The following is a 14,879-nucleotide window of genomic DNA, read 5'->3' on the forward strand; positions in this document are numbered from 1 at the left end:
TTTCCAAATTGTTAAAGAGCAAGATTTAACTTTCTATTGAAAGAAAGAAACCATTTTTAAATGCACTCGATTTTCTATTTCAAAGAAAATGCGTTTAAAGATGGTATCCCGTAGGGGAGTCGAACCCCTGTTACCGCCGTGAAAGGGCGGTGTCCTAGGCCTCTAGACGAACGGGACACTAAGATACTCTAAACTTTCTAAACCATATCAATCTGTGTGAACACTCATCGCAATAATCATCGTATAAGGAGGTGATCCAGCGCCAGGTTCCCCTAGCGCTACCTTGTTACGACTTCACCCCAGTCATGAACCACAAAGTGGTGAGCGTCCTCCCGAAGGTTAAACTACCCACTTCTTTTGCAGCCCACTCCCATGGTGTGACGGGCGGTGTGTACAAGGCCCGGGAACGTATTCACCGTGGCATTCTGATCCACGATTACTAGCGATTCCGACTTCATGGAGTCGAGTTGCAGACTCCAATCCGGACTACGACGCACTTTTTGGGATTCGCTCACTTTCGCAAGTTGGCCGCCCTCTGTATGCGCCATTGTAGCACGTGTGTAGCCCTACTCGTAAGGGCCATGATGACTTGACGTCGTCCCCACCTTCCTCCGGTTTATCACCGGCAGTCTCCCTGGAGTTCCCGACATTACTCGCTGGCAAACAAGGATAAGGGTTGCGCTCGTTGCGGGACTTAACCCAACATTTCACAACACGAGCTGACGACAGCCATGCAGCACCTGTCTCAGAGCTCCCGAAGGCACTCCAGCGTCTCCGCTAGATTCTCTGGATGTCAAGAGTAGGTAAGGTTCTTCGCGTTGCATCGAATTAAACCACATGCTCCACCGCTTGTGCGGGCCCCCGTCAATTCATTTGAGTTTTAATCTTGCGACCGTACTCCCCAGGCGGTCTACTTAACGCGTTAGCTCCGAAAGCCACGGCTCAAGGCCACAACCTCCAAGTAGACATCGTTTACGGCGTGGACTACCAGGGTATCTAATCCTGTTTGCTCCCCACGCTTTCGCATCTGAGTGTCAGTATCTGTCCAGGGGGCCGCCTTCGCCACCGGTATTCCTTCAGATCTCTACGCATTTCACCGCTACACCTGAAATTCTACCCCCCTCTACAGTACTCTAGTTTGCCAGTTTCAAATGCAATTCCCAGGTTGAGCCCGGGGCTTTCACATCTGACTTAACAAACCACCTGCATGCGCTTTACGCCCAGTAATTCCGATTAACGCTCGCACCCTCCGTATTACCGCGGCTGCTGGCACGGAGTTAGCCGGTGCTTCTTCTGTAGGTAACGTCAAATGATAGCGCTATTAACACTACCACCTTCCTCCCTACTGAAAGTGCTTTACAACCCGAAGGCCTTCTTCACACACGCGGCATGGCTGCATCAGGCTTGCGCCCATTGTGCAATATTCCCCACTGCTGCCTCCCGTAGGAGTCTGGACCGTGTCTCAGTTCCAGTGTGGCTGATCATCCTCTCAGACCAGCTAGGGATCGTCGCCTTGGTGAGCCCTTACCTCACCAACTAGCTAATCCCACCTGGGCATATCCTGACGCGAGAGGCCCGAAGGTCCCCCTCTTTGGCCCGTAGGCATCATGCGGTATTAGCCATCGTTTCCAATGGTTATCCCCCACATCAGGGCAATTTCCCAGGCATTACTCACCCGTCCGCCGCTCGCCACCCGAGAAACAAGTTTCTCTGTGCTGCCGCTCGACTTGCATGTGTTAGGCCTGCCGCCAGCGTTCAATCTGAGCCATGATCAAACTCTTCAATTAAAAGTTTTTGAAGCTTACGCTTCGGCTCAATGAATACTGAATAAATTGACTGTGCTCTTATTGGTTTTCACTTTTAAAAAAGTGAAACAAAACAGCTCAAGGCTGTTACCAACTTGATTTGGTCACTCAGTTCATTGATAAATCTTTTGCGATTACCATCAACGAGTGCCCACACAGATTGATAGGTTTATATTGTTAAAGAGCTTTCTTCCTGCTTCAGTAACTGAGTCACCGTGGAAGAGGCGGCCATTTTAGCGAGTTAAGTTTCTGTGTCAACCACTTTTTTCAAAACTTTTTTCAGGTGAACCACCTGGCTAAAACGCCTTGCTGATTTGCCTTGGTTCCTTATGGAGCCTTGCCGTGTCAGCGAGGTGGCATTATAGAGATTGCGATCACATTGGCAAGCCATTTTTTCACTTTATTTTGCTTTTTTTGCCATTCGAGCAAAATAACAACAAAAAGCCTCAAAACTGCACTTTATTTCTACAGCTGAGCAAACTTCTCAGCAAAAATCGCCACTTTTTGCCAGTTGGTATACTCAACTTCTTTGCTCGTGTCAGTTTCTCCTCCAGTTAACGTCATAATGAGTTTAATCATGTTGCGGTCAAACCAGTTGTAACGAGGATAGTAAAGCGCCCCAGCAAAAACACCAATTAACGTCGGCTGCCATGCTGACTTGCTGAGAAAGGTTTTGATGTACACACTCCCTTCTGGTGTGTCTTTCCCTTGATCTTCTTTTCTCGCCGTTAAGTTGACGCAGAAGAAAGCGGCTTTGTACTGTTGTAGTGACTCAATATGGCGTTCGATGAACTGATAGAGCTTCTTATTCAGATGGCCATAGCGAATCGACGCACCGATCAGCACTTTGTCATACTCTGCAAAGCGTATTTCATCCGCGTCATGTAAATTGACCACGTCGCACTGATAACCTTGCAACTGCTTCTCTATATAAAGAAGGATTTTTTTAGTTTGCCCTTCACGGGAAGAGTAAAGAAATAGCGCTTTTTTCATCATTTCCCCTAACTACGCCAAAAAGTCGGTGTTAACAGTATTAATAGCGTGAAGATTTCTAATCGACCAAACAGCATCGACACTACCAGTACCCATTTGGCTCTATCATTAACATCAGCAAAGTGCACTGAGACTTCCCCGAGCCCCGGGCCAAGGTTGTTGAGCGTGGCGGCTACCGCAGAAAATGCACTGAGTTCGTCCATCCCCGTGGCGATGAGCGCCAGCATACAAACGACAAAGACCAGTGCATAGGCGGAGAAAAATCCCCACACCGCATCAACCACACGTTGTGGTAGCGCATTGCCACCCACTTTGATGGTGTACACCGCACGAGGGTGAACGAGACGCTTCAACTCACGCGCACCTTGTAGGGTTAACAGCAAAATGCGGATCACTTTCATTCCGCCGCCAGTTGACCCCGCACAGCCGCCAATAAATGAAGAGAACAGTAATAGGACAGGCAGAAACAGCGGCCATTCAGAAAATCCGGTGGTGGTAAATCCTGCCGTGGTGGATATCGAGACGGTCTGAAACAGCGCTTGGTCAAACGCATCATAAAATGAACGGTAAGAGTGGTGGCTAAGCAGCAATAAAAAGCACACCACAAACAACAGCACCTGAATAAAGATGAAGGCGCGGAACTCAGGATCTTTCCAGTAGTATCTCGGATGTACCCCGCCTGAGGCGAATGCCGCAAAGTGCAGCGAGAAATTACAAGCCGAGATCAGCAGAAAAACCACGGTAATCAGGTTTATCGCATAACTGTCAAAATATCCCATGCTCGCGTCATGGGTTGAGAATCCACCGATAGCGATAGTTGAAAAACTATGGCAGATAGCATCAAACACCGTCATGCCCGCTAACCAAAAGGCGCCAGCGCATGCAATGGTGAGGCTAAGGTAAATGTACCATAGCGCTTTGGCCGTTTCGGCAATGCGGGGAGTCATTTTGCTGTCTTTTACCGGACCGGGAATTTCGGCCCGATAAAGCTGCATACCGCCGATGCCGAGTACAGGAAGAATAGCAACCGCTAATACGATGATCCCCATACCACCAAACCATTGTAGAAACTGCCGATAGAACAAGATCGCTTTGGGTAATTCATCAAGCCCGACAATCACCGTTGCTCCTGTGGTCGTCAACGCTGAAAAGGATTCAAAAAACGCATCGGTCACTGACACGTTTGGGTTGTCAGCAATCAAAAACGGCAATGAGCCGGCGCTACCCAAAACCGTCCAGAAGAGGACCACAATAAGGAAACCGTCTCGCGCTTTGAGCTCATGTTTATGCTTGCGGTTGGGAAACCAGCACAGCGCGCCGCAAAATAGCAGCACAAAGAACGTCGTGACAAAAGGGACACCTGCACCATCTCGATACAGCAACGCGACCAGCGCTGGCGCTAACATGGTGACACTAAACAGGGCGAGCAGCAGCCCGACGATACGGATAATGGAACGAAATTGCATGGACGATTGAACTTTAAAGTCGACGACTTCCTGATTGTTATGTTTACTTCCCGTTTAACGGCGTGACCACGGCTCTCGCGCCGCTTTTATTAATGACCATTTGAGTAAAGTCACGCACGTGTCTCACTTCAAGCTCAACGACAAGCACGACCTGTTCGCTGTACTGCGCTTGCACTTCCACTGCCGCAAACTGCTGCAGGAGAGATTGTGCGATTGGCATGAAGGCGTAGTCTAACTCTAGTCTGAGTTTTGTGGTTATTTTTTTCTCAATAGTTTGAAGCTGCTTGAGTGCTTGTTGCACGCCACCTCCATACGCTTTGACTAACCCTCCGGTTCCAAGACGAATCCCGCCATAGTAGCGTGTCACCACAGCGCAGATCTCCCCCACGCCAGAGCCTGATAGCTGAGCCAATATCGGTTTCCCTGCCGTTCCCGAAGGCTCACCATCATCACTAAATCCCCACAACATCGAGTCTTCCGCCCGACCTGCGGCAAACGCCCAGCAATTGTGACGCGCATCGGCATGCTGCTGTTTGATCTGCTCGACAAACGCCTTGGCCGCTTCAACATTTGGCGCATGCGTCAAATAGGTAATAAAGAGGCTCTTTTTGATTTCTTCTTCAAAACGCACTGGTGCAGCAGGGATCAAATAAGGTTGCTCGTTCATGGTCGTCAATGCTAGGGATAAAGGGGCTGAGTGTAGCATGTACGCATTTTGCTCGCCGCATAAGATCTGCTCCACCGCACAATGTTAAACACTTGTTTAAAAAATGTATTGAAATTAGCCAATCTGCGATCCAAACTAGTTTCACTGGTCTAACCAGAATAACAATAGCAATGCTTTCCACTATGCCCAGAGGCCGAGAGTTGACGTTGTGCTCAGCGCCTTCCCTCTGGCAATACAGACAATCCAAGATTGTATGTCATGGAGATAGACAATGATTTACCAAGCCGAAACCCTACAGGTAAAGGAATTACACGACGGTATTGCCGAGCTGACTTTCTGCTCGCCAAATTCCGTTAACAAGCTCGACCTCGCCACGCTCGAATCCCTTGATAAAGCGCTGGATGCACTCAGCACCCATGCTGGCCTAAAAGGCCTCATGCTCACCTCTGATAAAGAGGCATTTATCGTCGGTGCTGACATTACCGAATTTTTAGGCCTGTTTGCCAAACCAGAAGAAGAGTTGGATCAGTGGCTGAAATTTGCCAACAGCATCTTTAATAAACTGGAAGATTTGCCTGTACCGACCATTTCCGTTCTCACTGGCCACACGCTTGGCGGTGGTTGCGAGTGTGTACTTGCCACAGACCTACGCATTGGCGATGCCACTACCAGCATCGGTTTACCTGAAACCAAACTCGGCATCATGCCCGGCTTTGGTGGCTGTGTACGTCTGCCTCGCGTGATCGGCGCCGACAGCGCAATGGAAATCATCACACAAGGCAAAGCGTGCCGTGCTGAAGAAGCGCTGAAGATTGGCCTGCTTGATGCGGTGGTGGATAGCGCATCGCTGCGTGAATCGGCGCTCCACACTTTGACGCAAGCAATCAACGAACAGCTGGATTGGAAAACTCGCCGCACGCAGAAAACCTCGCCACTGACACTGAGTAAGCTGGAAGCGATGATGAGCTTCACTATGGCGAAAGGTTTGGTTGCTCAAGTCGCAGGGCCTCATTACCCAGCGCCAATGACTGCGGTACAAACTATTGAGCAAGGCGCTCGCTTCGCCCGCGACCAAGCACTCGACGTTGAACGCCAACACTTCATCAAATTGGCAAAATCGGAAGAAGCCAAAGCGCTAGTCGGCTTATTCCTTAGCGATCAATACATCAAGGGCATCGCGAAAAAAGCCGCCAAGTCCGCCAGCAAAGAGACTGGCCGTGCTGCGGTACTCGGCGCAGGTATCATGGGTGGCGGTATCGCCTATCAATCCGCGCTCAAGGGCGTGCCTGTATTAATGAAAGACATCGCTCAAGGTTCGCTAGACCTCGGCATGACTGAAGCTTCCAAACTGCTCAACAAACAACTTGAGCGTGGCAAGATCGACGGTTTCAAAATGGCCGGCATCTTGGCATCGATTACCCCTAGCCTGCATTATGCGGGTATCGAGAATGCCGATGTGATCGTCGAGGCTGTGGTGGAAAACCCGAAAGTCAAAGCGGCGGTATTAAGCGAAGTGGAACAGCAGGTCAGCGCCGAGACGGTGATCACCTCAAACACTTCGACCATTCCAATCAATCTGCTGGCCAAATCGCTCAAGCGCCCAGAAAACTTCTGTGGTATGCACTTCTTTAACCCAGTGCACCGCATGCCGTTGGTGGAAATCATCCGTGGCGAACACACATCGGACGAAACCATCAACCGCGTAGTCGCTTATGCAGCGAAGATGGGCAAATCACCGATCGTCGTCAACGACTGTCCTGGATTCTTTGTTAACCGCGTACTGTTCCCTTACTTTGGCGGTTTCAGCATGCTGCTGCGCGATGGGGCTGATTTCACCCAAGTGGACAAGGTGATGGAGCGTAAATTTGGCTGGCCAATGGGCCCGGCTTACTTACTAGACGTGGTCGGTATCGATACCGCACATCACGCTCAAGCTGTGATGGCACAAGGTTTCCCTGAGCGTATGGGTAAAGAAGGCCGTGACGCGATTGATGCGCTGTTTGAAGCCAATAAATACGGCCAAAAGAATGGCAGCGGTTTCTACAGTTACAGCATCGACAAAAAAGGCAAGCCAAAGAAAGCCTTCAGCGACGCGATCTTACCTGTGCTGGCTGAAGTATGTGCAGAGCCACAAGCCTTTGACGAGCAAACCATTATTCAACGTATGATGATTCCGATGATCAACGAAGTGGTGCTGTGTCTGCAAGAAGGCATCATCGCGACACCACAAGAAGCGGACATGGCGCTGGTGTATGGCCTCGGTTTCCCTCCATTCCGCGGCGGCGTTTTCCGTTACTTAGATAGCGTGGGTATTGCCAACTTTGTCGACATGGCAAAACAGTACTCAGATCTGGGCGCAATGTACCACGTGCCTCAACTGCTAATCGATATGGCGAGCAAAGGTGACACTTTCTACGGCTCGCAACAGCAAGGTTCTATCTAAGGAGTGACCCCCATGAAAAACGTCGTAATTGTTGATTGTCTTCGTACCCCAATGGGTCGCTCGAAAGGTGGTGCTTTTCGTCATACGCGCGCAGAAGATCTCTCTGCCCATCTGATGAAAGGTATCCTAGCGCGCAACCCACAAGTTGACCCGAAAGAGATTGAAGATATTTACTGGGGCTGTGTGCAACAAACCCTAGAACAAGGTTTTAACGTCGCACGTAACGCCGCGCTATTAGCAGGTTTGCCGATTGAAATTGGCGCAGTCACGGTGAACCGCCTGTGTGGCTCTTCGATGCAAGCGCTGCACGATGGTGCACGTGCCATCATGACGGGAGATGCCGAGATCTGCCTGATTGGCGGTGTGGAACATATGGGCCATGTGCCCATGACACATGGTGTCGACTTCCACCCAGGCATGTCAAAAAACGTGGCGAAAGCCGCTGGCATGATGGGTTTAACCGCTGAGATGCTGGGTAAGCTGCATGGCATTAGCCGCGAACAGCAAGACGAGTTTGCCGCGCGCTCTCACGCCCGTGCCCAAGCTGCAACGTTAGAAGGTCGTTTTAAAAACGAAATCCTGCCAACCGAAGGTCACGCGGCGGACGGCACGCTGTTCACTTTGGATTATGACGAAGTGATTCGTCCAGAGACCACCGTCGAGGGGCTATCACAACTTCGTCCGGTGTTTGATCCTGCCAACGGCACTGTCACTGCGGGAACCTCTTCTGCGCTCTCTGATGGCGCTTCAGCGATGCTGATCATGAGCGAAGAAAAAGCCAACCAGCTTGGCCTCAAGATCCGTGCGCGCATCAAAGGCATGGCCATTGCGGGTTGCGATCCATCCATCATGGGTTATGGCCCAGTACCAGCGACCCAGAAAGCACTTAAGCGTGCAGGCTTGTCGATTGAAGATATGGATGTGATTGAGCTCAACGAAGCGTTCGCTGCTCAATCACTGCCTTGCGCCAAAGATCTCGGTCTGCTTGACGTGATGGATGAAAAAGTCAACCTCAACGGCGGTGCGATTGCTCTTGGTCACCCGCTGGGTTGCTCTGGCGCACGAATCTCAACCACGCTGATTAACCTGATGGAAGACAAAGGGGCGAAATATGGTTTAGCGACCATGTGTATCGGCCTTGGCCAAGGGATTGCGACGGTCTTTGAGCGTCCGTAGACTCGTCCATTAGTAAAACAAAGAGCGGCTTCGGTCGCTCTTAATCTATGCGCTGAACGCATTGTTATAATGCTAAAGTTTCATTTTAGTCATAGCCCAGTTCATTCTACACTTTACCTTGTTTTCAATTGCTGCAATGGGTGGAGAAACCTATGTTTAACGCTTTAGTCCTCAATCAAGAAGAGCAACGCACGCTGGCTACGATTGAACAAATCGATGAGTCACAACTGCCATCAGGTGACGTACTGATTGCGGTGGATTACTCTTCGCTCAACTACAAAGACGGCCTAGCCATCACCGGCAAAGGCAAAATTATCCGCAATTTTCCGATGGTGCCGGGGATCGATCTGGCAGGCACTGTCATCGAATCACAAAACGAGCGTTACCAAGCGGGTGATAAAGTTGTCCTAACGGGTTGGGGCGTGGGCGAAAACCATTGGGGCGGGATGGCGCAACGCGCTCGTCTGCAAGCCGATTGGCTGGTGCCTTTGCCACAAGGCCTCGACAGCAAAAAAGCGATGATGATTGGCACTGCTGGGTTAACAGCGATGCTGTGTGTGCAGGCCCTGCTCGACGGTGGCGTCAAGCCTGACGCTGGCGAAGTGCTGGTTACCGGTGCCAGCGGCGGTGTCGGCTCGGTGGCCGTCACCCTGCTGACTCAACTTGGCTACCAAGTGGCCGCGCTCACTGGTCGCGTTGAGCAAAACGGCCCACTGCTGGAAAAACTTGGCGCAAGCCGCATTATCGACCGAGCTGAATTTGAACAACCAGCCCGCCCGCTGGAAAAGCAAGTCTGGGCAGGTGCGATTGACACTGTCGGCAGTAAAGTGCTGGCGAAAGTGTTGGCGCAAATGGATTACAACGGCGTGGTAGCCGCGTGTGGTCTGGCTGGCGGTTTTGATCTACCCACCACAGTGATGCCATTTATCCTACGTAATGTGCGTCTGCAAGGTGTTGACTCAGTGATGTGCCCAACCGACAAACGCATCGCGGCATGGGAAAAACTGGTGGCGTTACTGCCAGAGAGTTACTTTGAGCAAGCCTGTACCGAAGTCGAGCTCGCTCAAGCCCCTAGCTACGCTGAAGCGATCACCAATGGCCAAGTCACGGGCCGCGTGGTGATCAAACTGTAACTCCACCTTCAGTCAGCCGAGAGCCAGCCAGTCTGGCTCTTTTTTGTTAGTCTAACCCCATATCTTCAATGCGCTTGGCAATCAAACGACCACACTCCTCTTTCACGATCGAGCGTAGCCACTCCTGTGCCGGAGAGTGTTCGCAGCGCGCATGCCAGATCATCGAATAATCGAACGGCGTAAATTGAAACGGCAGTGGCTTGACCACTAAGTCGTAGCGCTCTGCAACCAGATAAGCAAGATCGGCCGGTACCGTAATCACAATGGGTAAGGTGTCAACGATCACCAAAGCGGCCTCGAGGTGATAAGCGCGCAGCACCATTTTACGCGGCGGCTGAGCTTCGAGTGCTTGTTCAATCAAGGCCTTAACACCGTCACTAATGGCAATCATGGCGTGAGGATAATAGAGATAATCCGCCAGACTCATCTCCTCATTAGCAAGTGGGTGTTGCTTGGAGAGCAAACAGAGCACGCCAACTCGGCCCAATACGTCACTGCGCAGCGGCTCAACCGGCCCCGTCGGGCGACAAATCGCCAAATCAGCCCCTTCATAAATCAACTGCTCGGCCAATCTTTCGTGCTGCAAAGGCAGAAAGTTAAACGATACATTCGGCGCCTCTTGATAAATACGCGGCAAGGCAAACGGCAAAATGGTCTGCATCGCATAATCTGTGGTGGCAATGGTAAACGTTTGGGTACAAAGATGGGGATCAAACTCAGACGGAGAGAGCAACTGACGTAGTGATTCCAATGGCTCACCGAGAGCGCGGTCAATTTCGAGCGCTTTCTGCGTTGGGATCAAATGCTGACCTTGACGGGTGAACAGCGGGTCATCCAGTAGCTCGCGCAGCCGACCGAGCACTCTGCTCATCGCCGACTGGCTCAGGTTAAGACGCAAAGCGGCTTTGCTTACGCTGCTCTCTTCGATCAGTACGCGTAAAGCCACCAGCAAGTTTAAATCTCGGCGATAGATCTCTTCCAGTTCCACAATTAACCATGCTCATTGAAGGGATTAGCCTGTGATTGTACCTTTCAGGCAAAAAAAATCCCGCCTTTCAGCGGGGAAGCCCAAGAAAAATGGGGATAGTGTCGGAATGAAGTGTCGTTAAATAGGTGAGCGTCGCTTTGCAAACAAAAGCGCTAATTCTTCTGTTCTTCAGAGGCACCTGACCATAGGTGCATCTCAAGCCAAATCCCGATGATGGTCGCGCTCATGCCCACTACAGGCATCAATGAGGTCTCAGCTGGTGTTCTAAACACGAGAGCACAAAACGAGATAAAACACATAACCGAGTAAATAGTTAGTCTATCTAATGCTGTTAACATCGTGTTACTCCAGTTGTTACCAAATTGTTAATTCAAATTAATGCAAAACGATCCATTTGCCAAGTAATTATTGAATATTTTTTCTACGAACGTAGAATTCGTGCGGAATTTTGGAGAACCACACTATGAGCTTTAATCCTGAACTGGCGACGAAAACCTTGGAAGCTGAAGGGCTGCGCTGTCCAGAGCCAGTAATGATGGTCAGGAAGACGATTCGTACCATGCAAGATGGTGAGGTGTTATTGGTGAAAGCCGATGACCCGTCGACCACACGAGATATCCCGAGCTTTTGCCGTTTTATGGATCACCAACTGCTTGCCGCGCAAACCGACCAACTGCCTTATCAGTATCTGATCAAAAAAGGGCTGGATTAACCCCAGCCCTCACCATGCAAACAAGTTAGCTTAGTGCATCTCGTCGTCACTGTCTGACAGCGCCATGGCGCACAGCGCGCTGAAGAATTCAAACAAAGTCCACAGCTCTCGGTTGTGGCATTGGTCCGGTTTGATCCCTAATTGAAACTTTACGCTGCGCGTTTGCTCACTCTCGAGATCCACCCGTACTAAACGACCATCATTGAGGTACGGCTGCACCAAATGTTGTGGCAGCCAGCCAAAACCGACGCCATCGAGAATGCTATTTAATGCGGTACTTGGATGCGTCACCGTCAGACGCAAGTGCGAACCACGCCAACCACTATCCATATCTTGATTGCCCGAATCACGGATCACCACATGACGAATTGCTTTGAGCTCCGCTTGAGTGATGGATGTACGCTGTGCCAGATCAAACTCACGGGCACACACGCACAGCATCGGCACCTCAAACAGCGGCTCTAACTTCATCTCTTTCGGCAAGGCGCTGGCAATCGCCAGTGAAACGCTTCCCTCACCCAGCAATTGTGAGGCGCCAGACAAGGCGGTTTCATACACCCGCAGGGAAACGTGTGGATAGATTAAGTGGAAACGGTCGATCACTTCCAAGACAAAACGCGCTGGCAAGAGCACGTCGACCGCGATACTGATCTCTTGCGCCAACTCTCCTTCAAACTTCATCGCCGATTTTTCGATTTGCAATGCGCTGTGATGTAACTCTTGCACTTTGGGCAGCAGTTGTTTGCCAAGCTCCGTCAGCACCGATTGACGTCCTTCGATGACAAACAGCTCTTTTCCCAGCATGGCTGACAGCTTGTTGATGCTATGAGAAATGGCCGATTGGCTTTTGTGCAACTGTTCGGCAGCTTTCACCGTACTGCCATGTTCCGCCACCGCAATAAAGGTGCGCCACATTTCCAGAGAGATCTTTGCTGACACTCCCATCTCCTTTTTATTGCCCAATTCTGGCTGTGTGCTCTGTTGAGCTCATCACCACACACATTCGCCACCATCGGGCTACGAATGGAAAAAGAGTATACATAACGAAGAGTTACAAGAAAGCGATGATGTTAATGCGTTGTAAAAAATGCGGCACATCCGCACCGCTTAGAAGTGTTATTGCGCCAGTTTGGCCGCTATCGAGGCCACATGTCGTCCTTGGTAGATTGCGCAGGCTCGCTCAATCGCCGAAGGTACGCGGCTACCATCCGGCCCGGCAATACAAGCCGCACCCAGTGGCGAGCCCCCTTTCACTTCGCTCACGTCCATGGTTTCTGGGATACCGTAAGGCAAACCGACCACCACCATGCCGTGATGGAACAAGGTGGTATGGAACGACTGGATCGTGGTTTCGTTGCCACCGCCCGTTCCTGTTGAGGTAAACACGCTTGCTACTTTGCCAATCAGCTTGCCCGTTGCCCACAACCCACCGGTTTGATCGAGGAAGTTACGCATCTGCGCCGCCATGTTGCCAAAGCGGGTTGGGGTGCCGAAAATAATCGCATCGTAGTCGGCAAGTTCCTCGACTTTAGCCAGTGGGGCAACTTGATCCAACTTTATGCCGGCTTTGCTGGCAATCTCGGCGGGCACAAGTTCAGGCACACGGCGAATATCAACTGTCACGCCCTCCACGCTGCGGGCTCCTTCCGCGATGTAGTCCGCCATGGTTTCGATGTGGCCATAGCTCGAATAATACAGAACCAATACTTTTGTCATGTTCATCTCCTTGAATAGATGCTCGATTAGTTGAGAAAAAGTTGTGCTAACTCGTCATGGGTCAGCGCTTTGGAAATCACCTGTTCACCATCAATGACAATGGTTGGAATAGAGCGAATATGATATTGACGTGCCAGCGCTAAATCTTGCTCTACCGCTTCACGGGTTTCTGCGGCATGAAACTGCAAGCGGAACTGAGCCTCATCCAAACTGATATTGACCGCCGCGGCGACGAGGGTTTCTAGCTCGCCAATATTGTCGTTGACCAGCAGATGCAAGCGCTGGATCTCATCAAAAAAGTCCCAATGGGCCTCGTTGCCAGCCAGGTGCTCTGCCGCTTTGGCGCCAAGGGCCGCAAGATAACCGCTTGGGTAGTTGAATGGCTGCGCTCGCATCCCTTCAATATTGAACCGCGTCTTGTCATCGGCCGCCTGCTGGCAAGCCACCCAATGGTTGAGGATCTCGCTTTTGGCCTGTGCGAGTGAACCAAAGCGCTCAATCATCTCTTCATCGCTGCGCTGCAAGACAAAACAGCGCTGCACAACCTCAATCTGTCGCTCTTTCGCCAACTGGCGCAAGCGTGGGCTGAGTACATAACACCAGCCACATACGGCGTCATGGAAAAATTCAATTTGGCGAATAGTTTGTTTGTTCATGGTCATTTCCTCTGTCGAATGTGACTTCATCCTAGAGTGATTTGGCCAGCGCGACGAATGAACAAAGTCACTAATACCTACCTATTTTTTGCCAAGATAACCACGCCTTAACGCCCTATGATGGCTGCGTCACCAACGACTTAAAAAACAACAAGGAGAGAAAGTGATGGAGACTACCACCATGAAAGCGATCCGTATTCATCAATACGGTGGCCAGCAAACTCTGCGTGAAGAGCAGGTTGCGATCCCACAAATCAGTGAAGACGACGTACTGATCGCCGTGAAATACAGCGGCATCAATCCGGTGGACTGGAAAGTACGTGAGGGCTGGTTAGCCAGTGAAAACCTGCACCAATTGCCGCTGATTTTGGGTTGGGATCTGGCCGGCGTGATAGAGCAAGTGGGCGAAAATGTCACTCAATTTCAAGTCGGTGATGAGGTATACGCGTTTAGCGACCTGACCAAAGATGGCGCTTACGCGCAATACATCAGCGTCAACGCCACCTTGGTGGCCAAAAAACCGCGCAGCTTAAGCTTTGCCCAAGCCGCAGCGGTACCCTTGACCGCCTTAACCGCTTGGCAAGCGATGCATCAGCTTGCCGAGATAGAACCGGGACAATCGGTGCTGATCCACGGCGCTAGTGGTGGCGTGGGCAGTTTTGCCGTACAATTCGATATGCACTTAGGTGCAAGGGTAACGGCGGTGGCTTCCACTGGCAATCACTCTTACTTGCAATCTCTCGGTGTTGAGCATGTGGCAGACTACCGCCAGCCGAACTACTTGCAGGCGCTCGGTCAGTTTGACTATGTGTTTGATGTGGTCGACAACGACACGCAAGGTATCTACGACACGGTAAAACCTTGTGGCAAATACATCTCTACTCTGAAAACTCATCAAATCCCCGCCCGCTACACCTTTGCTCATGAGCGGGTATTGGTGATGCCAAGTGGTGAGCAGTTGTCACACATCGGCGCTTTGATCGATCAAGGGGCGATTCAACTGCCCAGTATTCAACAATTGCCGCTCGACGCGGTAGCACAAGCACATGCCTTATCGGAAACCGAGCATGTTCAAGGAAAAATCGTCCTGCAGATCTAGTTTTGCAGACATCGCCATCAAGGCG

The 14,879-nt window shown here is 50.9% G+C and carries 13 protein-coding genes, 1 tRNA gene and 1 rRNA gene; 5 read left to right on the forward strand and 10 right to left on the reverse strand.

The genetic code is table 11. The features are described from left to right. Positions 1 to 101: 101 nt before the first annotated feature. The 5 genes from EWA64_RS08410 to EWA64_RS08430 form a co-directional block, all read right to left on the reverse strand. A tRNA-Glu gene (locus EWA64_RS08410) sits at positions 102 to 177 on the reverse strand. Positions 178 to 244: 67 nt separating this feature from the next. Next, positions 245 to 1,787: ribosomal RNA gene (locus EWA64_RS08415) — 16S ribosomal RNA — on the reverse strand. 483 nt (positions 1,788 to 2,270) lie between these two features. Next, a complete protein-coding gene (gene hemG, locus EWA64_RS08420) occupies positions 2,271 to 2,798 on the reverse strand; it encodes a menaquinone-dependent protoporphyrinogen IX dehydrogenase (protein ID WP_061893081.1) in 528 nt (175 codons plus the stop codon). An 8-nt stretch (positions 2,799 to 2,806) separates the two neighbouring features. Next, positions 2,807 to 4,264 carry a TrkH family potassium uptake protein gene (locus EWA64_RS08425; RefSeq protein WP_039440213.1) on the reverse strand — a complete coding sequence of 486 codons (1,458 nt, stop codon included), beginning with the start codon at positions 4,262 to 4,264 and terminating at the stop codon, positions 2,807 to 2,809. Positions 4,265 to 4,307: 43 nt separating this feature from the next. After that, the gene (locus EWA64_RS08430; protein WP_061893082.1) at positions 4,308 to 4,931 is read right to left on the reverse strand and encodes a YigZ family protein; all 624 of its coding nucleotides are present in this window, start codon (positions 4,929 to 4,931) and stop codon (positions 4,308 to 4,310) included. 271 nt (positions 4,932 to 5,202) lie between these two features. On the opposite strand from EWA64_RS08430, the gene fadB reads away from it, so the two are divergent. From fadB to acuI, 3 genes are all read left to right on the forward strand, one after another. Further along, positions 5,203 to 7,374, forward strand: a complete 2,172-nt coding sequence (gene fadB, locus EWA64_RS08435; RefSeq protein WP_061893083.1) for a fatty acid oxidation complex subunit alpha FadB — start codon at positions 5,203 to 5,205, stop codon at positions 7,372 to 7,374. Between the two features lie 12 nt (positions 7,375 to 7,386). Continuing rightward, positions 7,387 to 8,550 carry an acetyl-CoA C-acyltransferase FadA gene (gene fadA, locus EWA64_RS08440; protein ID WP_061893084.1) on the forward strand — a complete coding sequence of 388 codons (1,164 nt, stop codon included), beginning with the start codon at positions 7,387 to 7,389 and terminating at the stop codon, positions 8,548 to 8,550. Positions 8,551 to 8,702: 152 nt separating this feature from the next. Next, positions 8,703 to 9,683 (forward strand): acrylyl-CoA reductase (NADPH), encoded by a 981-nt coding sequence (acuI, locus tag EWA64_RS08445; protein WP_061893085.1) that lies wholly within the window; start codon positions 8,703 to 8,705, stop codon positions 9,681 to 9,683. Positions 9,684 to 9,729: 46 nt separating this feature from the next. Here acuI and EWA64_RS08450 read toward each other — a convergent pair whose 3' ends face one another. Together EWA64_RS08450 and EWA64_RS08455 are read right to left on the reverse strand one after the other, a co-directional pair. Then, positions 9,730 to 10,671 (reverse strand): LysR family transcriptional regulator, encoded by a 942-nt coding sequence (locus EWA64_RS08450; protein ID WP_369435790.1) that lies wholly within the window; start codon positions 10,669 to 10,671, stop codon positions 9,730 to 9,732. 152 nt (positions 10,672 to 10,823) lie between these two features. Further along, positions 10,824 to 11,009 (reverse strand): hypothetical protein, encoded by a 186-nt coding sequence (locus EWA64_RS08455; RefSeq protein ID WP_039440805.1) that lies wholly within the window; start codon positions 11,007 to 11,009, stop codon positions 10,824 to 10,826. Between the two features lie 125 nt (positions 11,010 to 11,134). Here EWA64_RS08455 and tusA point away from each other — a divergent pair, with 125 nt between their 5' ends. Next, a complete protein-coding gene (gene tusA / locus EWA64_RS08460) occupies positions 11,135 to 11,383 on the forward strand; it encodes a sulfurtransferase TusA (protein ID WP_039422296.1) in 249 nt (82 codons plus the stop codon). A 30-nt stretch (positions 11,384 to 11,413) separates the two neighbouring features. Here tusA and EWA64_RS08465 read toward each other — a convergent pair whose 3' ends face one another. The 3 genes from EWA64_RS08465 to EWA64_RS08475 all read right to left on the reverse strand — a co-directional run bounded on the left by EWA64_RS08465 (position 11,414) and on the right by EWA64_RS08475 (position 13,755). Next, positions 11,414 to 12,322 carry a LysR family transcriptional regulator gene (locus EWA64_RS08465; RefSeq protein WP_244881397.1) on the reverse strand — a complete coding sequence of 303 codons (909 nt, stop codon included), beginning with the start codon at positions 12,320 to 12,322 and terminating at the stop codon, positions 11,414 to 11,416. A gap of 177 nt (positions 12,323 to 12,499) precedes the next feature. Continuing rightward, positions 12,500 to 13,099, reverse strand: a complete 600-nt coding sequence (wrbA, locus tag EWA64_RS08470) for an NAD(P)H:quinone oxidoreductase (RefSeq protein ID WP_061893086.1) — start codon at positions 13,097 to 13,099, stop codon at positions 12,500 to 12,502. Positions 13,100 to 13,125: 26 nt separating this feature from the next. Then, a complete protein-coding gene (locus EWA64_RS08475) occupies positions 13,126 to 13,755 on the reverse strand; it encodes a DsbA family oxidoreductase (protein ID WP_061893087.1) in 630 nt (209 codons plus the stop codon). 166 nt (positions 13,756 to 13,921) lie between these two features. Between EWA64_RS08475 and EWA64_RS08480 the strand changes: the two genes are divergently transcribed. Continuing rightward, positions 13,922 to 14,854 (forward strand): NADP-dependent oxidoreductase, encoded by a 933-nt coding sequence (locus EWA64_RS08480; RefSeq protein ID WP_061893088.1) that lies wholly within the window; start codon positions 13,922 to 13,924, stop codon positions 14,852 to 14,854. Positions 14,855 to 14,879: the final 25 nt, after the last annotated feature.

The sequence above is a fragment of the Vibrio cidicii genome (assembly GCF_009665415.1).
GTDB lineage: Bacteria > Pseudomonadota > Gammaproteobacteria > Enterobacterales > Vibrionaceae > Vibrio > Vibrio cidicii.